Annotated in this window: 18 protein-coding genes; 11 read left to right on the plus strand and 7 right to left on the minus strand. The window is 40.7% G+C overall.

The genetic code is table 11. From position 1 onward, the window contains the following. Positions 1-171: 171 nt before the first annotated feature. Positions 172-1,083 (minus strand): hypothetical protein, encoded by a 912-nt coding sequence (locus H6731_02260; protein ID USN51250.1) that lies wholly within the window; start codon positions 1,081-1,083, stop codon positions 172-174. Between the two features lie 201 nt (positions 1,084-1,284). On the opposite strand from H6731_02260, the gene H6731_02265 reads away from it, so the two are divergent. Continuing rightward, positions 1,285-1,599: a hypothetical protein gene (locus tag H6731_02265; protein ID USN51251.1), complete on the plus strand. Its 315-nt coding sequence runs from the start codon at positions 1,285-1,287 to the stop codon at positions 1,597-1,599. A gap of 15 nt (positions 1,600-1,614) precedes the next feature. Further along, positions 1,615-2,139, plus strand: a complete 525-nt coding sequence (locus H6731_02270) for an IS982 family transposase (GenBank protein ID USN51921.1) — start codon at positions 1,615-1,617, stop codon at positions 2,137-2,139. A gap of 8 nt (positions 2,140-2,147) precedes the next feature. On the opposite strand, the gene H6731_02275 is transcribed toward H6731_02270, so the two are convergent. Then, on the minus strand, positions 2,148-2,351 hold the full coding sequence (locus H6731_02275) for a hypothetical protein (GenBank protein USN51252.1): 204 nt from the start codon (positions 2,349-2,351) through the stop codon (positions 2,148-2,150). A gap of 161 nt (positions 2,352-2,512) precedes the next feature. Between H6731_02275 and H6731_02280 the strand changes: the two genes are divergently transcribed. Continuing rightward, the gene (locus tag H6731_02280) at positions 2,513-3,328 is read left to right on the plus strand and encodes an IS5 family transposase (GenBank protein USN51253.1); all 816 of its coding nucleotides are present in this window, start codon (positions 2,513-2,515) and stop codon (positions 3,326-3,328) included. On the opposite strand, the gene H6731_02285 is transcribed toward H6731_02280, so the two are convergent. The 3 genes from H6731_02285 to H6731_02295 form a co-directional block, all read right to left on the minus strand. Beyond that, entirely contained in the window at positions 3,290-4,459 is a 1,170-nt protein-coding gene (locus H6731_02285) for an IS4 family transposase (GenBank protein ID USN51254.1), read from the minus strand. The two genes, H6731_02280 and H6731_02285, sit on opposite strands and share 39 nt — an antisense overlap. Before the next feature lie 283 nt (positions 4,460-4,742). Next, positions 4,743-6,245: a hypothetical protein gene (locus H6731_02290; GenBank protein USN51255.1), complete on the minus strand. Its 1,503-nt coding sequence runs from the start codon at positions 6,243-6,245 to the stop codon at positions 4,743-4,745. Positions 6,246-6,576: 331 nt separating this feature from the next. Beyond that, positions 6,577-7,983: an IS110 family transposase gene (locus tag H6731_02295; protein USN51256.1), complete on the minus strand. Its 1,407-nt coding sequence runs from the start codon at positions 7,981-7,983 to the stop codon at positions 6,577-6,579. A gap of 528 nt (positions 7,984-8,511) precedes the next feature. Between H6731_02295 and H6731_02300 the strand changes: the two genes are divergently transcribed. From H6731_02300 to H6731_02310, 3 genes are all read left to right on the plus strand, one after another. Continuing rightward, the gene (locus tag H6731_02300) at positions 8,512-9,087 is read left to right on the plus strand and encodes a recombinase family protein (protein ID USN51257.1); all 576 of its coding nucleotides are present in this window, start codon (positions 8,512-8,514) and stop codon (positions 9,085-9,087) included. 33 nt (positions 9,088-9,120) lie between these two features. Next, positions 9,121-9,330 carry a tyrosine-type recombinase/integrase gene (locus H6731_02305; GenBank protein USN51258.1) on the plus strand — a complete coding sequence of 70 codons (210 nt, stop codon included), beginning with the start codon at positions 9,121-9,123 and terminating at the stop codon, positions 9,328-9,330. Positions 9,331-9,519: 189 nt separating this feature from the next. After that, a complete protein-coding gene (locus H6731_02310) occupies positions 9,520-10,926 on the plus strand; it encodes an IS110 family transposase (protein USN51259.1) in 1,407 nt (468 codons plus the stop codon). A gap of 368 nt (positions 10,927-11,294) precedes the next feature. Here the strand turns inward: H6731_02310 and H6731_02315 are convergent, their stop codons facing one another. After that, positions 11,295-12,548, minus strand: a complete 1,254-nt coding sequence (locus tag H6731_02315) for a hypothetical protein (GenBank protein USN51260.1) — start codon at positions 12,546-12,548, stop codon at positions 11,295-11,297. A gap of 956 nt (positions 12,549-13,504) precedes the next feature. Between H6731_02315 and H6731_02320 the strand changes: the two genes are divergently transcribed. The 4 genes from H6731_02320 to H6731_02335 all read left to right on the plus strand — a co-directional run bounded on the left by H6731_02320 (position 13,505) and on the right by H6731_02335 (position 15,874). Beyond that, on the plus strand, positions 13,505-13,660 hold the full coding sequence (locus H6731_02320; GenBank protein USN51261.1) for a transposase: 156 nt from the start codon (positions 13,505-13,507) through the stop codon (positions 13,658-13,660). Positions 13,661-13,666: 6 nt separating this feature from the next. Next, complete coding sequence (locus H6731_02325) at positions 13,667-14,293, plus strand: IS5 family transposase (protein USN51262.1); 627 nt, start codon at positions 13,667-13,669, stop codon at positions 14,291-14,293. Between the two features lie 154 nt (positions 14,294-14,447). Next, the gene (locus H6731_02330) at positions 14,448-14,828 is read left to right on the plus strand and encodes a hypothetical protein (protein ID USN51263.1); all 381 of its coding nucleotides are present in this window, start codon (positions 14,448-14,450) and stop codon (positions 14,826-14,828) included. Between the two features lie 422 nt (positions 14,829-15,250). After that, positions 15,251-15,874, plus strand: a complete 624-nt coding sequence (locus tag H6731_02335; GenBank protein ID USN51264.1) for a transposase — start codon at positions 15,251-15,253, stop codon at positions 15,872-15,874. 133 nt (positions 15,875-16,007) lie between these two features. Here H6731_02335 and H6731_02340 read toward each other — a convergent pair whose 3' ends face one another. Next, a complete protein-coding gene (locus H6731_02340; protein ID USN51265.1) occupies positions 16,008-17,141 on the minus strand; it encodes a thioredoxin domain-containing protein in 1,134 nt (377 codons plus the stop codon). A gap of 180 nt (positions 17,142-17,321) precedes the next feature. On the opposite strand from H6731_02340, the gene H6731_02345 reads away from it, so the two are divergent. Further along, positions 17,322-19,775 carry a hypothetical protein gene (locus H6731_02345; GenBank protein USN51266.1) on the plus strand — a complete coding sequence of 818 codons (2,454 nt, stop codon included), beginning with the start codon at positions 17,322-17,324 and terminating at the stop codon, positions 19,773-19,775. Positions 19,776-19,795: the final 20 nt, after the last annotated feature.

The raw sequence follows: 19,795 nt of genomic DNA on the forward strand, positions 1-19,795 counted from the left end.
CCCTCAATAGTAGTAAAAATGGAGCCCATTCACTAAATCAGGATTTTTTGCAACACTACCAAATAATTCAAGAAAAAATTCAGATGTTTAATTTGTTAAAAATATTAAGGCGTTGCTTCCTGCAAATCTATACCCCAAAAGCTTGTGCCTATGGGGTGGGGGTGCAGCAGTTTACCAAACTTTATTAGCGTTTTTAAGAAGTTTTGGTCTAGGGTTTATTTTTAGCAGATCTTTACTTGCCAAATATTCTACAATTTGAGATGTAAAACGGCTTCCAGGATCAACTACAAACATCAAGCTTTGTATGTAGGGGTTATTAGCTAGCGGTTCTTTATTTAGTTCAGTTGGTTTGTTCCAGGTGTGCCCAGCTATATGATCTAACAACTTCTCGGTTGTATCGAATTGAGTATTAAAGCCATTATCATTTTCCAGAACATTAAAAACAGCATCATAACCTCCAACAAAATGCGTATTAATAAAAGCGCCTTGAGGTTGTCCAACAAATGCCAGCATATAAAGCTCAGTAAGTTGCCAAGCTGTTTGTCCTATCTTTTCCGAGTCAGTAAGGTTAAGTTTTTTTAAAGCATTCTTGGTAGCATTCCAGGCAGCATTCCTGGCAGAATCCCTGGCAGCATTCCAAACAGCATTCCTGGCAGCATTCCAGGCAGCATTCCAGGCAGCATTATAGTCAGCATTCCTGGCAGCAATCCAGGCAGAATCCACGGCAGCATTCCAGGCAGCATTGGCAGCATTATCTGCAGTCCTATAGGCATTCATCATGGCAGTAGAACAGGTAGCATCCATAAATACAACATAATGGGCAACTTGTATAGCAGCTAGCTTGGCATGATTTTCATAGGCGTCATGGTATTTTTCACTAATAAAAGTTATCAAATTCTCTGTTAAGGTGCTTAACAGTTCATTTCTATATTCTTCATGATTAGCTAAGAGTTCATTAATTTCATTTACAGTTGTTGAGTTTTCTCCAATCTTTAACACACGCTTTTGCAGCTCAGTATTATCCGCATTGACAGACAGGCCTGTAAAAAACAGGCAGACAAAAAAACAGCAAAAATTCTTCATATTTAACCTCTTATTATTAGTATTATATTTTATATAATTTACTTTTTTTTAAAACGAGATACTATGGATGGGTAACATTTAAAAAATATAATGCAAGAATAAATTCAGATATTTAATTTACCTGAATATCATTTAAGGGACCCTGATCGAAAAAAGCCATTCATTCCATATGGTTAGTTTTCCCAGCAAAGGAAAGTAGCCATGGAAGAACAGCTCATTGAGATATTTGTCAAAGTAGACGATTTTTGCAAGGTGTATGAAGAGCGCTTGCGATATATGCTTAAGGAATTTGGCTTCAAGAAACGATTTTGTTCAGACACGTTGAGCTTGAGTGAGCTCATGACCATAGCGATATTTTTTCAGTGTAGCCAGGTAAGAACATTTAAAGCTTTCTATTTTTTGCTGCTGTGCTCACGATTTAAAGACTTTTTTCCACGACTCCCCAGCTACCAGCGTTTAACGTTGCTACCTTCAAAAATAGCACTACCTATTGAAATCTTTTTAACGGTAAATTGAGGTAAAAATACTGGCATTTCCTTTGTTGACTCTACGTCGATTAAAGCCTGTCACTTCAATCGTCGTTACCGCAATCGAGTTTTAAAATCTATTTCGGCAGCAGCTAAAACGACGACGGGATGGTTCTTCGGACTGAAGCTTCACCTGGTATTAAACGATGAAGGTGAAATCCTGGCGCATAAACTAAGCCCAGGCAATTGTGATGATAGAGCACCCGTCAAAGAACTTATGAAATGCCGTTCAGGCTTGCTAATCGCAGATCGCGGCTACATCAGCGATGATTTGGAATTTGGATTAGCAAAAAAGGGCATAAAACTTATTACTAAAGTCAAAGAAAACATGAGCTTCGAACGCGTGTTAACATCGTTTGAGAAAAAATGTTTGAGAGCCAGAGGCTTAATTGAAACGGTAAACGATCAGCTAAAAAATATCTTCCAAATCGAGCATACGAGACACCGTTCAATCAGAGCATTCTTTGTCAACGTGCTTGCAGGTCTTGCCGCATATACTTTCAGACCGGCAAAACCAAAAATGGCTTAAGCGATATCTCATGATTGATCACATCTTTTTGTTGACAAGATAGATTCGGCGATTTGGTAACCTTTATACATAGCATAAAGTTCTCTAAGCCCTCGCCATAAGACGAGCCATCCAGGAGGACCGTTATATTTAATGTGTCCTCCCAACCTTGCTATTTGCCTTAAAACTTCATCGACAGTAAGCAATGATTCCGCGGTATAATTTTGCAGCATAGCTAATAATGGAGGCGGTATATAAAGTTCTGGTGAGCTATTTGCTTCATTTGCTTTATTGCGTAGCCGCAGGAGAAACCAGGCTATTGGTATAAGAGGCTGTAAAAAAAATCAATTTGGCAATTCTGGTTCAATAAATGTCGCTGTGACGAAAGTATGACGTGAAAACCTTTTTGAAAGGAAATATCATGTCGTGCTTGTATGAGACCTGTTTGTCAGATTGTGCCTGGGAAGTGATTGAGCCACTTTTTCCTGCTAACGCCAAACGAGGCAGACGTCGTGTCTATAGCTTTCGGAGCATAGTTGATGCCATATTCTATGTTTTAAAGAACGGCTGTGTGTGGCGTTGTTTACCCAATGACTTTCCTCCTCACGGTATTGTCTATCACTATTTTCGCACCTGGTCTGTTTCTGGTTTGTGGGCGGTCTTAAACTGCATTCTCGTGGCAATAGTCAGAACCTGTGCTGGCAGAGATGCAAGCCCCTCACTTGTTTCCATCGACTCCCAATCACAGACAGCGGAACCAGGAGTAGATGAGCGTGGTTTGGATGGGGGAAAGAAGATTAATGGAAGAAAGCGCCACATCGTTGTTGATACGATGGGATTGATGCTCCTATGCATTTGTACCGCAGCAAATGTATCTGATAGGGTTGCCGGCGAGGAATTGGTTACTGAGCTCAATAAGCGCGAGAAGTTTCCCAGATTAGCGAAGATTCTTGGAGATAACGCATATAAGAATTTGTCTTCAGGCTTGAGAGTAGGCGTAAGCACAGAAACTGCGGAACGTTTAAAAGGGCAAAAGGGGTTTGTACCACAAATATTTCGTTGGGCCGTAGAACGAACTTTTGCTTGGCTGAATCGAAATAGGCGTCTGGTGCGTAACTATGAGAAGAATACAAAGCATCAGGAATCAATGAACTACATCGCTAATGCAAGATTATGTATCAGACGATTGGAAAATTGGCTTACCACCTGAGATTTGATTTTTTTTACAGCCTCTAAAGACTCCCAAACAATTTTTCAGGCTGTGAAAGCTTTCTAACTGTCTTTTTTCATATGAGCATCCAGTTTTAAGGACTTTAAAGTATTCTTCTATGACCCAACGTGAGCAATAGCATTCGATAATCTTTTCGATATCTTGGCGCGAAGCGATTGGTTCTTGAGTGAGTAAAATCCATTCAATAGGCTTTTCATCTTTAGGCGGATTTCGCTCTAGAATAAGAACAGCATTTATATCTAAAGATAATGCATATTTTTTATCTACACAGTTTGATCTTTTTAATGTAATTTGTTTTGCTTTAATATCTACTATCGTATTGCGGGCATCTCTTTTAACAAGCCTTTTATTATTAGCCCCGCCGGATTTTTTATTTCTTCTAGAAAGATGTATTTCTTTAGAAAACAATCTGCTTTCTTCTGCAAATTCCTCGCGTAAATGCTTGCCGTTTACAAGGGCGCGGTCATAGCAGCCCCTAACAATAAATCGATGTTCTTTGTTCGATAAATCAGCAAGCAAAGCATAACTATCTGTTTCACTATCGCATACGTGGATTGCATTTTTAGCGCTTTCGCTGAGTTTAGAAATGCTATCGATTGCGTCATTCCATCTTTGTTTTTCCGATGGCAGGCGACGAGACTGAGTCTGTGTAAGAATCCCTTTTTTTCTGAGTGCATAAGGACTGATTTTTTCACCGCGCTTAAAACAATGCAACCCCAATGTACCTAATGGTTCTCTATCTGACGCAGAAATAGCTAAACTGAAATGACCAAAGAAGCTTGCACTTTTACCTAGTGAGGTTGTTCCAAGGTCTCGTCTCTTTCCTGAAAATACAAACTCACTCGAATCATGCGCAATAATAATATCATTATTCTTATTGCACATACGCTTTAAAGTAGCTTGCTTGTGCGGTTCTAAAATGTCTTTTATTTCTATGTAAGGATTTTCCACAAACCGATAGAACCCCTCTAATTCTGCCGAACTCCTAAATGCCTCAGGAAAAGATTTCTCTGGACTTTCAATAACCGAGCTAACAATTGATAAAAGGCGCTTAGTTAAGCGCTTATCACCAAGATTTGATTCTATAAATTCTGTTCTTATATGATTCATTGAAAAACTTGATCACATCAAATTAAACTTGAAAATGCTTAAACGACTTTGTCAACAAAAAGATGTGATCAATCATGAGAGCAAACTTCAGGTTAATCTTAAGAGTTTTCATAATTTCTTTTATGAGTTCTTGGGCCTGCTCAAAAACCAGGTGCAAAGCCAAAAACTATCTTGATTGGCGGCATTTGAATAAAGCTATCGCCCAGAAAGCCCTTATTACTGCACTACGGAAGTATTTTCGAGGAACTCTTCCCTGCTCATGCTAAGTGCTCAGTGAACTGTTTTATTCCTTTTTAGGGCTCGGTTTAAAAAAATTAGTAATACACTGCTTTTTTTGCAAAGGATTGGTTGGCCTATGTTGCGTGCGTCTTTTTTGAGGGCTCTTCTTTTTTAGTTGCTGTTTTAACCAAGGCTCTACCAGCGGCAGGATTTCTGGGCCATCTTTAAGCCAATTTAAGCACGCTTTGATATGTTTAGCGGCAACAACATAATTTTCATCGCCGTACCAAATCCCACCGAGTTTTTCCACCGAATGACGATCTATAAAAGGTACTTTTAAGCTTATACGGTTGGTTGCAATGATTTCTTCAGCTCTTTCTTGTAGATGCTTTTGCCAGCGAGGTTTTAGCTCTAAGAGTTGTTGTTGAAGCATCTCATATTCTTTTGCAATTTCAGAATTATCAGGCGCACTTTGTAACAGCTCTCTTATGTGGCCATAGTTTTTTTCTTGAAGCGCTTGATCAACGTTTAGTTTCCACTGCTCGAGTAATGCATGCTCGCGCTGCTTTTTCAGCTGAACTTCATGTTCGCGCTTTTTTGCGTTTAACTCTTCACGCTCAGCTTTTATCTCTTCATATTTTTCCTTGAGTTCTTTGATGTCTATGCCCTTTGGCGCTGCACTCATGATGGACTCAAGTCCATCCAAGTTTTTTTCTTTAATAAGTTTTTGAACTTTACTGTTCCATGTCTTTATTTGTTGACTGCACAAACAACAACGGCCATCAAGGGTGATGTGATGTTTAGTGGTATATGTTTGGCAATCAGGGCATTGTGCGCTGCATGTATTGCAGACAAAAGCGCAAGGATAGCGGTGCCCAGGTGGGGAAGGTATTTCAACAAGAAGATCTTTTGATTGCCATGTTTTACACTGAAAACAAGGCCGCCGATTTTTTTGCTCGCACTTGTGGCAAAGCCATCTTTCTTGAACCAGCGCTTCAAAAGAACCCTCTTCATAGGCCTGAATAATTTGCTCAGCCTTAACCTCAAAAATAGGAATATCGCGTGACTTAAAAAATTGTCTTTTTTCATCGTCAACAGCGTGGGTAAATTTAACTTCAAGAGCAGCAATTTCAATAGAATTTTTAACCACCATGACGTCAATAAAAAAACGATCGTAAGAATATTCTATGTGGCCAATAAAACCCTCCATCGCTTTGAAAGAATGAGCAAGTCCTTTTTGCAGGTGGCAATGAGAACATGTGAACACAAATTTCCAGGCATCTAAATTGTGAGCCAATAGTTCTTTTGCTCGTACATGCTGCCACGATTCAATTCCTCCGCTGCAATTAATATTTGCATCATGCTTATGAGCAAAATGTGCCGCAAGAATCTGGCCTTGACGCAAAATAAGTTCGCCATTGCATTCAAAACAAAAAAATGGTCCATCGCTTTTAACTGCTGAATCAGCTTCTACCATATCACCCGTTGAGCCCTGCTTTGCCCAAGGTATTTGCACTGCTGATAACGAAATGCTTAGTAAAAATGAAAGAAATATTATTTTTGTCATAAATTATATGCTCGAGTAATTTTTATTTAAATTATTAACAACCTGTAATATGTCAACTGATTAATAGGGTTGCTTCTTCTAAATAAGTTCACATTGATGATTTCCGATTTATGTCATTCTTATTCAAACTTCTATAAAACTTACACACTACTTTAAAATTGAACACTCTTCTAAAACGGGATGATTATTCGTCTTCTGACAAACAATCTCACCAATGATATTATCGGTAGTTATGCTGACCAAGCTTATAATCGGGCATTTAGCACCAATGCTACGCCGGCCTTTAAAGTTGAGAGAAATTTGTTTTGTTATTGTAAAATTACTTCAATTATTAGCAGGCCATCAGTTTATATCCAAGTTCTTGGGCTCGCCTCTCCAAGGATAGCAATTGTTTCGCTTTATACGCCTGTTCGTAGGCGAGTTGGCCAGCTTCGTTAAAACTCTTGCGCTCCCTCAGCATCGTATACAGGATCTTGGCAAGCTTGTGGGCAGTTGCTGTAATTGCTTTTGGAGCACCAAGTCTTGCCCGCATTCGACGGAAATAGGCGCCAAGGGCCGTTTTAGAGCGGTAGAGAGAATTGGCTGCCAGGCGCAGGGCTTGTGATGCTCGATTGGCAGTTGGCTTGCTCCTACTGCTCAAAACCTTTCCACCGGAGATTTTATTGCCAGGGCAAAGGCCAAGCCAGGAAGCAAAGTGTTTCGAGCTTGGCCATTTTGACATATCGGTACCGGTTTCAGCCAGGATTTTTATAATGCTATTGGCTTCCAAACCAGGAATATCTGTGAGATTGACGTGAAGAATCTTTTCCAAAGTGATATCCGCTTCAAAGTGATAGGGGCTGGGATTGGATTTTGTTTTCCTCCGCGCTGTTCGCCGGTTTGTTGGAGATTCCTCCATCGAACTTGGAATCTCAGCTAGGGCTTCTTTTGCTCGTTCAGAAACTTGCCATTTCTTCAGCATTTGCTCTACAGCATCTTCACATTCTAAAGCCTGCTGGTGGAAAAAATCATAAGCCTCAAGTGCGTGTTTCAAGGCTAGTAGATGCTCTTGCCGATAGTTGCCATCGAGAGCTTTGGCTATTTCCTTTTCTTCTTTTTTGCATCGGCAATCTCGATATTTGGCCAAGGCTACTGGATTTCGCTCGCCAGAGACTATCGCCCGAATGATGCTCATCCCTGTAACACCGGTAATGTCTGTTACCACGTGGTTGAGTTGAAGATTCATTTGCACCAGAGCTTTATGCATCAATTGTACTTGCTGCGATGCCAACTCAAATAAACGGCTTCTCTGTCTTACATACCCACGGAATATCACCCCTTCGTCATCAGGGCGAAACGAACCTCGCAGTAACCCATAGGCGTGTAACTGTTGAATCCATTGGCAATCCTTCACGTCTGTTTTTCTACCTGGCACCGTTTTGAGGTAGTATGCATTTACTAGCATGACGTCTATGCCAGCTTGGGCCAAAATATCATAAACCGGGATCCAGTACACACCTGTGGACTCCATCGCTACGCTCTGGATACCATTTTGTTGGATCCACCTCAGCATATTTTTGAGATCTTCTGTGAAAGTCAGATATTCGCGTATCTCTTGGTGACCGTCGGCAAAACCAATACAAATAAATACAGACCTAGAGCCAATGTCTATGCCAGCAACACATGGATTCATGGGTGTTAGCCTAAAAGCAGATGAGGGTTGAGATTTTGGATATTTCTTGTTACTTCTCTTTGTCATGAAAAAACCTCTTGCATGATCGGTTGTTGTTAAGTCGTTCATACAAGGGGTTATTACTTTTATGCAGGCCCCTTCGGGCTATGCTAGGTCAACACTTATTTTTAGACATTGCCAAGGATGCAGGCCTGGTGGGGAGCTTATAAGTAGTATAAACCGCTTTTTTTGAAAACAGCCATCTAACGAAACCAGTAATTTGGAGCCAAAACAGCATTACTAATCTTAAGAGTTTTCATAATTTCTTTTATGAGTTCTTGGGCCTGCTCAAAAACCAGGTGCAAAGCCAAAAACTATCTTGATTGGCGGCATTTGAATAAAGCTATCGCCCAGAAAGCCCTTATTAGGGGTTTAAAGTCCAATGGTACAGATATGTACGCTAAGGAAATTTCAACCAAAATAAGTGCGATAAAGTGTCTATAAATTTACAAGTTGGGAGACACCAATAACCTCCCGAATTTTCTCGTCTAATAAATCGTATTTTGCTATATTGATAGACAATAAATCCAAAAATCGATTTAGGAGACAAAAATCATGCGACTTTTTGGTTATGCTCGGGTATCTACAAGCCAACAATCACTAGAAATCCAAATAAAGGCTCTAAAAGAAGCTGGTGTGAAGGAGAAAAGAATTTTTAGTGATACCGCAACGGGCAAAAACACGGAAAGAAATGGATTAGAAATTTTGCGTATGAAAGTTGAAGAAGGTGACGTAATACTTGTTAAAAAACTTGATCGATTAGGTCGCGATACTGCCGACATGATTAGGCTGGTAAAACAATTTGATGATATCGGAGTTGCTATTCGTTTCTTGGATGATGGAATCAATACAGAAGGCGCTACGGGGAAAATGGTTGTCACCATTCTATCTGCCATTGCTCAAGCTGAGAGAATGCGCATTTTGGAAAGAACTAATGAAGGGCGCATTGAAGCAAAAAGTAAAGGCGTTAAATTTGGACGCAAGCCAACGATAGATAGAAAGCAGCTTATGAAGTTACGAAATGATGGCCTAGGAGCCACTAAAATAGCCAGCACAATGGGTATTGGTCGATCGACAGTTTACAAATTAGTTAAAGATTCTGAGCAAATTAGTAATGCTAAAAACCCTTAGCGTACGTTTCTGTACCATTGGACTTAAAACCCCGTGAATTATATAATTACAAGGGCGGCTAAAAATGCAGGCCTAACTAAAGTGCACCCTCACATGCTTAGGCATTCCTGTGGGTATTATCTTGCAAACAAAGGTTATGATTTACGCCTCATCCAAGACTACCTTGGACATCGAGACCCACGGCATACCGTACATTACACTAGAACTTCTAGTATGAGGTTTGAGGGCCTTTGGAAGTACTGATTTCAAAACCGTAGGTTTTCGTTCAAATGCGCCCGCTGGTCCTACTTATAAGCTCCCCACCAGGCCTGCATCCTTGGCAATGTCTAAAAATAAGTGTTGACCTAGCATAGCCCGGAGGGGCCTGCATAAAAGTAATAACCCCTTGTATGAACGACTTAACAACAACCGATCATGCAAGAGGTTTTTTTCATGACAAAGAGAAGTAACAAGAAATATCCAAAATCTCAACCCTCATCTGCTTTTAGGCTAACACCCATGAATCCATGTGTTGCTGGCATAGACATTGGCTCTAGGTCTGTATTTATTTGTATTGGTTTTGCCGACGGTCACCAAGAGATACGCGAATATCTGACTTTCACAGAAGATCTCAAAAATATGCTGAGGTGGATCCAACAAAATGGTATCCAGAGCGTAGCGATGGAGTCCACAGGTGTGTACTGGATCCCGGTTTATGATATTTTGGCCCAAGCTGGCATAGACGTCATGCTAGTAAATGCATACTACCTCAAAACGGTGCCAGGTAGAAAAACAGACGTGAAGGATTGCCAATGGATTCAACAGTTACACGCCTATGGGTTACTGCGAGGTTCGTTTCGCCCTGATGACGAAGGGGTGATATTCCGTGGGTATGTAAGACAGAGAAGCCGTTTATTTGAGTTGGCATCGCAGCAAGTACAATTGATGCATAAAGCTCTGGTGCAAATGAATCTTCAACTCAACCACGTGGTAACAGACATTACCGGTGTTACAGGGATGAGCATCATTCGGGCGATAGTCTCTGGCGAGCGAAATCCAGTAGCCTTGGCCAAATATCGAGATTGCCGATGCAAAAAAGAAGAAAAGGAAATAGCCAAAGCTCTCGATGGCAACTATCGGCAAGAGCATCTACTAGCCTTGAAACACGCACTTGAGGCTTATGATTTTTTCCACCAGCAGGCTTTAGAATGTGAAGATGCTGTAGAGCAAATGCTGAAGAAATGGCAAGTTTCTGAACGAGCAAAAGAAGCCCTAGCTGAGATTCCAAGTTCGATGGAGGAATCTCCAACAAACCGGCGAACAGCGCGGAGGAAAACAAAATCCAATCCCAGCCCCTATCACTTTGAAGCGGATATCACTTTGGAAAAGATTCTTCACGTCAATCTCACAGATATTCCTGGTTTGGAAGCCAATAGCATTATAAAAATCCTGGCTGAAACCGGTACCGATATGTCAAAATGGCCAAGCTCGAAACACTTTGCTTCCTGGCTTGGCCTTTGCCCTGGCAATAAAATCTCCGGTGGAAAGGTTTTGAGCAGTAGGAGCAAGCCAACTGCCAATCGAGCATCACAAGCCCTGCGCCTGGCAGCCAATTCTCTCTACCGCTCTAAAACGGCCCTTGGCGCCTATTTCCGTCGAATGCGGGCAAGACTTGGTGCTCCAAAAGCAATTACAGCAACTGCCCACAAGCTTGCCAAGATCCTGTATACGATGCTGAGGGAGCGCAAGAGTTTTAACGAAGCTGGCCAACTCGCCTACGAACAGGCGTATAAAGCGAAACAATTGCTATCCTTGGAGAGGCGAGCCCAAGAACTTGGATATAAACTGATGGCCTGCTAATAATTGAAGTAATTTTACAATAACAAAACAAATTTCTCTCAACTTTAAAGGCCGGCGTAGCATTGGTGCTAAATGCCCGATTATAAGCTTGGTCAGCATAACTACCGATAATATCATTGGTGAGATTGTTTGTCAGAAGACGAATAATCATCCCGTTTTAGAAGAGTGTTCAATTTTAAAGTAGTGTGTAAGTTTTATAGAAGTTTGAATAAGAATGACATAAATCGGAAATCATCAATGTGAACTTATTTAGAAGTTTGAATAAGAATGACATAAATCGGAAATCATCAATGTGAACTTATTTAGAAGCTCGCGGCCCAAAAATCTATTGAGGGCCGCCATTAATGCACGCTTTGCCTGCCTGCCAATTATTTTTCCGACTCTAGGGCCTCAATTTCACGACGCAAGCGCTCGAGTTTTTCTTCTTTGCTCTCTTTATTTACTTGGACTGTACTTACCACTGCTTTGAATTTGCCGAAGGTGATCGTATCACCGTCAGTTACCGTTTCAGAGGTAGTTTGCACGCCCGTTGCAACCTGTTGCCATACAACGAGGTTGCCATCTCTGACCGTTAATACGATGGGCTTTTTAGGTTTAATTAGTTTTGGGATGGCCTGGATAATGTGGTCAATGCATTCTGGAACTGATTTGCCTTGATGAACAGAACCTGCAAAAATTTTACTAATACGATCGAAGTATTGGTCAGCTATGTCGCCTACCTTGCACAGATGAGGCTCGGCAAATTGTCCCGACGCTTGCAGTTGACTAAGAAAATCATAATGGGCTTCTAGGCTCGGACCATTGTGTGCACCATCGGTAAATGCAATGACCATTTGCGGTGCCTGAGGATCATCTAATTTCAGGCCTTCACCGATTGGGATTAGATTGGTTAGACCTAGAGTGGGCACCTCTTGCCAAGGAGGGATTTGACTTCCTTCGGTAATCTTCATGGATTGGTGCTCGCGAACTTTGTCATCAAAAGTAAAAACCGTGACATTGACCATTTGCTCATGCTTTAACTCTTTTTGAAGTCGTACGAGCAATTCGGGAACCATTGCATTTAGGCTTGCTATGGGAGCGCCGTCCATGCTGCCGCTTTGATCAAGGTATATTTTTGTGTTGAGCATGCTTGATTCATCGCCTGAATTCTCATCGGTAATAGTCGCGACTCTGAAGTGGCCATCCTTTTGACCTGGCTCGAGAGCGACGGGTCCACTCACTGCGGCGATGATTTTCTTTAGCACGTGATCTAAAGGAAAGCTCACTGATGCGATATCGCCTTCATTTCGCATGAATTTGGGAAGGGTAGAGCCCAAATAGGTATTAAAAGCTCGATAGTGAATAAAGACGCGCTTCTTGTTAACTTCAATCAACTGCGAATCTTGGTCAAGAATAAACTTAAAAAACGGGCTTTCTTCACGCAGCGTTTGCAAAAAGCTATCGGCCGTTTTCACGTTGAAAGCTCCGTCATATTCAAGAGCAATCTTTTGTTCATGTGGGTGGTCAACAATATCGAGATTGGCAAAGGTATCTTTTGGAAAACCGAGGCAACCGGAAAATACATCAAAACTAGGAAGCGTTTCGTCTGGGTATGCCTTGGTCTTGCCGTGCGCAGGGGTCACTGGAACGACCTCTTTTCGTATCTTGTCAAGATCATTTATTTGTCTTTGGCAATGCTCGACAACCGCGCCATCTCCAGAGCAGGTAACCCGATTATTGGCGATTGAAACGCAGTGAGGAGTATCTGAAGGACAGAGGATTCTACCAATGGCATTGGTTGTTGTTAACATCAAATCTACACAACCATGCGCAGCATCGCAAACCAGCTCGTTGCCCGTGTTACAGACTAATCCGGTCGCGCGATCAAGCTGCCTATTTGAAAGAGTGCCTGTGTGCGGAGTAGATTGAGCCATGACGGGTATGCTGTTTACGGTGATCAAATAAATCATACCAAGTGCCATTATTTGGTGCGAGGTTAACGTCATGTCACCAAGAAATCTGTGGTACGAGCTATGTTTTCTATGAAACGAATTCTGATTTTGCCGATTGTCCCTCCTTGTTTTCAAATCGACTTTTTGACTTTCCTGGGACCGACGGTTTTTGCCGCCAAACGCAAAGCTAGGAGTAGCTGAACAAAATACAATGACAAGATAGATACAAATGCAGCGCAACATTTACTCACTCCAATTAAAAAAAAATTTAGCGGAATACAAAGACGAGAAGCGTCTTGCACCAAAGTCTTGCTTTTGGGCTTGTCTATAGCAATTTTTATTCCACTGTCTACCAGGTAAACACAAAGACAAATGTTAAAAGGAATCTCGGTTTTCCTCTTATCTCGGCTAGAGGAGTTTCAATCCGCTAGGCGAATGGCTATGACTTGAGGAAGATAGGAAATTTAACCTAGCCCGCTTTACCCCCCTGCTCCATTACCGCCCTATGGTGACATTCGTGCCAATTCTCCCCGAGCCATTTTTCTCGCGGTAAGAGGCTGTAAAAAAAGTCTTTTAGGATAAATAGGTTCCCAAAATAACGTCGAGAATTGAAAGTATGACATGAGATTTTTTCGAGAGGAAATACCATGTCACGCTTGTATGAAACCTGCCTATCAGATGCAGCCTGGGAAATAATAGAACCCATTTTTCCTGCAGATTCAAAAAATGGCAGACTTCGATTCTATAGCGTGCGAAGCTTAGTTGATGCCATTTTGTATATTTTGAAAAATGGTTGCAAGTAGCGCTGTTTGCCCAATGATTTCCCACCACGAGGTATCGTTTATCATTACTTTCGCACCTGGTCTGTTTCTGGTTTGTGGCAGGCGTTAAATGCTGCTCTTGTAGCAATGGTGATGAGCTGTGCAGGTCGAGAACCAACTCCATCCCTTTCTTCCGTTGACTCTCAATCCCAGACGGCTGAGCCTGGGGTATATGACCGAGGTTTGGATGGAGGAAAGAAGATAAATGGAAGAAAGCGACATATTGCTGTTGACACCATGGGCCTGATGCTGCTGTGTATTTGCACTGCAGCAAATATGGCTGATAAGGTTGCCGGTGAGAGATTAGTCGTTGAGCTCAACAAGCGTGAAAACTTTCCCAGGATGGCGAAAATACTTGGTGATAATGCCTATCTAAATGTAGGTTCAAGCTTGAATGTAGGAGTAAGCACCGAAGCGGCAGAACGCCTGAAAGGACAAAAGGGATTTGTACCACAGATATTTCGTTGGGCAGTTGAAAGAACTTTTGCCTGGTTGAATAGAAACAGGCGCCTGGTTCGTAACTATGAGAAGAGTACAAGCCACCAGGAATCAATGAACTACATCGCTCATGCAAGCTTGTGCATAAAGCGATTGGAAAAGTGGCTTACCACCTAAATTTTGATTTATTTTACAGCTTCTAAAGGCTAAGCTATATCCTTCAATCGATGATTTAAGAACGAAATATAGAAGGCTTAAAACAGTAAAATTAATATTCACGTCAGCAAAAGACTCTAATAATTCTGTAGAGTTAGAAAAGGCGCAAAAGTTAATGGAATTAACGAGCGATGATAAAAACATGCTGGATACTATACCCACAGATATTCAAAACAAACTTTTTAATAATGGTAAGCTTCGTAAAGAATTTGAACCCTACATTTTTGATGGGGAAACTACTGATAAGACCTTAGATAAATTATACGAAGGTAAAAGCGTTAAAATAATAAATACGATTCACCGAGCTCTTTTATACAGTGCCACATATAATCTCATTCAATCGGTAGTAGCGGAAATACAGGGGAATATATTAGGAGCTTATGCGCCTTATTTCAAAGCAGAAGATATCCCTCAGCTTGAGGGCGTCAGACCAGGCAATATCAGTAAATATCTTAAGATGAAGATTAATGAAGCTTTCCCCATTCCAGAGGATTAGGCACTTATACCCGTAGTGCAGTATAGGCTTTAGCTCGACTTTGGCCGAAATTAGAATAAATCGGCAGCCTCAAGAGTAGAAAAGCAAATCAATAACATTTTCTACAAGGCGCCGACAAATGCACATACCACAAATTATTCATGCATTCACTAAAAACTTTTAGGGATGTTCAACCGTCCCAGCACTACTGCGGATTAGAGAATTTTTTGTTGCAAGAGTCGTCACTGTTGGTAAAAGTACCATTACAAATTTGGCTAGGGTTTATAGGCTTGAGCCGTACAATTGCCCATGGCTTCATTTGTTTTCACGATATCGATTTTCGCTTTGGGCTTTGTCATTTGCTCTTCTGACTTTAATCAGAAAAACCCTTCTACAATGCACCAAAACGCTCGTGCTTGCGATCGATGCACAAGGGAAAGAAGGTGTTTGCCAAAGCAAATAATCAGAGGCATAAAACTCCAGCACATATTGCAAGGCTTTTGGTAGCAAAGATCGCTAGAAGGTTCTCCGACTTAAGCTTCATTATTGTGGGTGACCAAGGATTTGGGCAACATGCTAGTGCAAAAGCATTTTCAGGCAGCAAGCTGACTTTGGCAAGTAAATTTTACCGTGATGCAATATTGCATGAAGCTGCAAAACCCAAGGAGTTAGGGCAAATGGGTCGTCCACGGATCAAGGGAAAAAGGATAAAAAGACCAATAACAGTAGTATCTGAAAGCGAACCAAAAGAGGCCATTGTCTCGTGGTATGGGGGCAAGTCACGGAATGTTGGACTCATAAGTGGTACTGGGCTTTGGTATCGCGCAGCAAAAGGTGTTGTCAAAGTTCGTTGGGTATATGTCCAGGACAGAAGTGGTACCCACCGTGAAGAATATCTCTATTCTACCGATGTCAATCTTACTCCAGAACAAATAGTATCTCTCTATACAAGCCGGTGGGCGATAGAGGTGACCTTCCAGGAATGCAAAGAGCACCTTAGGCTTGAAAAAACCCGAGTTTGGTGCAAAAATTCTGTGCTCACTTTAGTGCCTATATGGTTTCTATAGTGTGATAGTCGTTTTTTATCACCAACGATATTCAAATCAAAACATGAAGAGGCTATCTTGTACGCTCTATCTCAAGTGACCTAAACAAATAGTTGCCTCCATATGAAATATTAAATTTCGGCCAAAGTCGAGTTTAATGGGAAACAAGTAAAGCATCCAATAATGTAACTAAAGCTTTGCTTGGAATTAGACCTGAGATCTTTCGACCATTTACCAACATATGAGGAGCAGCATCCACGTCAAAACCATCGGCGCTATCGATGAGATCTTTTACTGCTTCTTGAGTCTGAGAGTTTTCATAACATTCTTTCAATCCGAGTTCTTTACTCTTATCCAAAATCCACTGTTCGCTTAAGTCAGTTTGATGCTCATACAGTTGATCGTGAATGCTTACAAAATTATTTTTGGCACAATAAGCGAGGCGTGCTGCAGCACAAGCAAAGGGATGCATTTGCGAAGAAAGTTTGTCATTACACTTACTATCAAGAGGAAAAAATAAATAACGAACATTAAGTTTCCCTCGGTAGCGTGAGGAAATTTTTTCAATTTCATTACCCAAAATTTTACAGAATGGACACTGGAAATCAGAAAATATAGTGATGCGCAAAGGTGCATTTTTAAAATCGTCTGTAGCTTTTACTAACGCAAAAGAAAAATCTAAAGCGCTATCATCGTAGACTCGCGCCTGCTTTAGCTCTAGAACCCACTTTTGCAATGCTACTTCTTGGGCAGCTATACGCTCTTTGTTATAGAATAACGACGCCGACATAACGGCTATGCCTACTCCCCCATAAGCCAATAGAATTGCAAACTTTGGTTTGGGAAGGTCTTGGTTTTTTGCACAAACAAAGACTGCAATCAAAAACAAAGATAACACATAATAGATTGTGCACCCCGGGCACAAACCCCCCAGGAATATTAACGAATAGATAAACAGAGCAACGCAACCCAAAAGGTTGAGCGCGGATAAAAAGAAATTAGTTTCGCGCACAGATTTAGTGTTGAGCAGCGCTCCGATCATTATGAAAAAACCAAAAATAACACCAAAGAGCGAAGTAGGAACTCCAAACACGCTCCCAAGAGGTGAAAATGCAGCTGCATCACAATTCCAAAACTGTGAAATATTACAAAAGGAACCGATATTGTACTGAGTGGGAAAGTGAATCTCAAAATAGTGATTGGTGAGATAGATGCTTGCCACCGTCATGAGAAAACCAATAACTGCTGTAATTAGTCGAGCTGACTTGGCGCTGATTTTTTTACTCATTTCATATTTCCCAAAAAAGTTCTCCCTTAAACTTTTAGCGCTCCCATATTTTTTGGACAAGTCATCTGCGCCTTATATTTAGGCCTGCCATCAGCCAATTCAGCAAAGCCTGAGTGAAAGTCCAAAAACTCATCGAAAATCATACACCTAAGAGAAGCCGCAAAGCTCTGGGATACTGCAATGAACATTCGATTCAACTACCTTTTTTTATTATCATTTTTTGCATTCATTCCATTGAATATTTGGAGCACTACGTGCCAAGAAATCTACCAAGCTCAGGCAGTATTTGCCAACGCGAGCTGGAACTACAAAGATGAACTTCAATTCATCAACGCTCTTAATCAGCAGGATCATCCTACCAACAGCTCAGCCTACAAAAAATATGCATATCTGATTAAAAAGCTTCCTTTTTCCCCTAAACAGACTTTTGACATCTTGCGCATAGGTTTTAACGAGCAAATTTTTTGTAACCCTTGGCCACTGCGCATGCCTCAGATTATTAAACGGCTTTTAAGTGGTGAATTTAGCAACTCTTTACTACGAGAAATCAATCGATATCAACAGGAAAATGAGTCTTATTCAGGACAGGCTTCATTTATTTTTTCTGACTATGAGTTGAGATCACTTAAAAAAAATTTAGAACATATTCCCAGTCCTTTTCCGCAAGAAGTCAACATACGTGATACCTATCAGCAAGATTTCACCAGCAATTTTTTTTATTTCTTAAGAAAAAAAGATGGAAAAATTTTTATTAAACCCAATCCTAAAAAGGGCAACAAAGCTGACATCATAAAATTTGGTGAACTGGAGCATCATCAAGAAAATAATAAATTAGGCAATCGAACGGAATGGAATCTCTTCAACAATAATGGCGGCCCTCAATTAGACAAGGGTAAAAAAATCGTACAGTTTTCAGTAGCGTCTGAAATTGTTTTTGCTCTTGATAACACAGGTCAGTTTCATATTTTTAAACCAACCGAATTTAAAACTCCCACAAAATGGAGTTCATTTGTTGGCGCTCCCATTCCTGAAAAACTTTATATTCCAAGAGGCCATAAAACCTGGTCACTGAGTTCATCATTAAAAATAAAACCCGAACAACGCCGAAGCATTGAGTTCATGCACCCTGACGATATCGTTCACTACTATGAAGATGCTGACAATAAAAAAATTGAATTCGGTTTTACAACGACAGCCTATGTTTTAAGCAAGGATGGCAGAAAAATATACTATTGGGATACGGGCTTACCTGCCAATTTTGGTCGAGCTTTTACCACTCCTCATCGCGGCAATTTTATTGCGCAAAATCTAAGCGCCCAAGGAAGCACTATCATGGTAATAGGGCTCAATCCTGAAGGTAAATATGAGATATACACCCGCATGTTCGACTATGAGATCAATGGTGCATGTCCAGGAGAACAACACACTTACCAAAAAACTCAAGCTCCTATTCCTGATCGTGTTTTGGGTTTGATTGAAGCTAAAAGAAGGCTTCCACTTCCAGGGTGGAAAAAAATGCCCGATATTCTACTTGGCAGTGAAGATTTTATCACCACAAAAATTTCCATTGAACTTACAGGTCAAGGCAACAGCGCACGCATGCTCAAAGTACGCGGTTCCCAAAATGGTGTGCCCGGTTATTATCAAAAAATGCTCGATGCTACTCAGTGGGAATTTATCGAGGCTACTCAAATCAGCGATAAAACTTTTGATGTCTACGGGTTCGATCTTAGTCACCAAGCTCTCTATGGCATTGACAACGATATGAACTACCAGGGAAAAATACTTAGTTTTTCTTCCCTCTCGCCACACAAAAAACATTATATTTCTTCCATAGAACTTAAAAAATTTCATTATTTCTTGGGAGCAGATGAACCTTCCACCATTGAGATCACAACACAAAATAAAAGAAAACTTTATTTAAGATTACACACCAATGACGCGTGGACATTAACGACACAAAAAAAACGCCGAGAGGCCTTGATCGGAAATAAAGATGGCGAGCCTAAACCTTTATTTGGAACTATCATTATTCCCCAAGATGCATGGTTATCTTTTGATCCGCAAATTAAATACTTGCTACATTTATTTGAACCATTCCACATGAAAATGAATGCTTTTGCTGTTTTAGCTAGCGACGAAAAAGTAGTTCTGCGATCAGCCACCGATTTTATCGATATGGATGATGACTACAAGAGCAAAAATCTAGCAGAAGTCACCATGGAGTTTACAAGGGAAGATACTCAACCTGGCTACTATACATTGTTCATCTCACAACCAAAGTTTTTCATAAAAAATACTGAGGATAAAAATCATATATCCAGCATCATAGAGAAAAATCAGCAACTTTTGCGCATACTAAAAAACGACAAAAGAGAGCTTAGAAATGAAAGTTTAAAAAATGGCATCGTTGCCACAGGCGTAAATCTTACTTTTCAGGCAGGTAAAAGAGCTTTATTTTTCAGCAACAACGATCTGGTTAATTCCTTAAGAAAATTTGTTGCTCATGCAGTCAGCCAATATCAAAACATAAATTTTTCTGAGTTTTTTTCCGAGCACAATGCAAAACAAGCTATTGAAGATGCCGTGCGTCACGTGCAAACACGAATAAAAAAATACTCTGAGCTTTTATAATTAAATAAAGAGCCTCATCA

Source organism: Myxococcales bacterium (assembly GCA_023898405.1).
Lineage (GTDB): Bacteria > Myxococcota > UBA727 > UBA727 > JABDBI01.

Excerpts from the sequence above, each read along its gene's own strand:
- H6731_02275 (USN51252.1), bottom strand. The coding sequence starts at position 2,351 with ATGCTGCAAAATTATACCGCGGAATCATTGCTTACTGTCGATGAAGTT.
- H6731_02260 (USN51250.1), bottom strand. The coding sequence starts at position 1,083 with ATGAAGAATTTTTGCTGTTTTTTTGTCTGCCTGTTTTTTACAGGCCTG.
- H6731_02320 (USN51261.1), top strand. The coding sequence starts at position 13,505 with ATGTCACGCTTGTATGAAACCTGCCTATCAGATGCAGCCTGGGAAATA.
- H6731_02345 (USN51266.1), top strand. The coding sequence starts at position 17,322 with ATGAACATTCGATTCAACTACCTTTTTTTATTATCATTTTTTGCATTC.
- H6731_02285 (USN51254.1), bottom strand. The coding sequence starts at position 4,459 with ATGAATCATATAAGAACAGAATTTATAGAATCAAATCTTGGTGATAAG.
- H6731_02310 (USN51259.1), top strand. The coding sequence starts at position 9,520 with ATGACAAAGAGAAGTAACAAGAAATATCCAAAATCTCAACCCTCATCT.
- H6731_02340 (USN51265.1), bottom strand. The coding sequence starts at position 17,141 with ATGAGTAAAAAAATCAGCGCCAAGTCAGCTCGACTAATTACAGCAGTT.
- H6731_02295 (USN51256.1), bottom strand. The coding sequence starts at position 7,983 with ATGACAAAGAGAAGTAACAAGAAATATCCAAAATCTCAACCCTCATCT.
- H6731_02330 (USN51263.1), top strand. The coding sequence starts at position 14,448 with ATGGAATTAACGAGCGATGATAAAAACATGCTGGATACTATACCCACA.
- H6731_02290 (USN51255.1), bottom strand. The coding sequence starts at position 6,245 with ATGACAAAAATAATATTTCTTTCATTTTTACTAAGCATTTCGTTATCA.
- H6731_02300 (USN51257.1), top strand. The coding sequence starts at position 8,512 with ATGCGACTTTTTGGTTATGCTCGGGTATCTACAAGCCAACAATCACTA.
- H6731_02265 (USN51251.1), top strand. The coding sequence starts at position 1,285 with ATGGAAGAACAGCTCATTGAGATATTTGTCAAAGTAGACGATTTTTGC.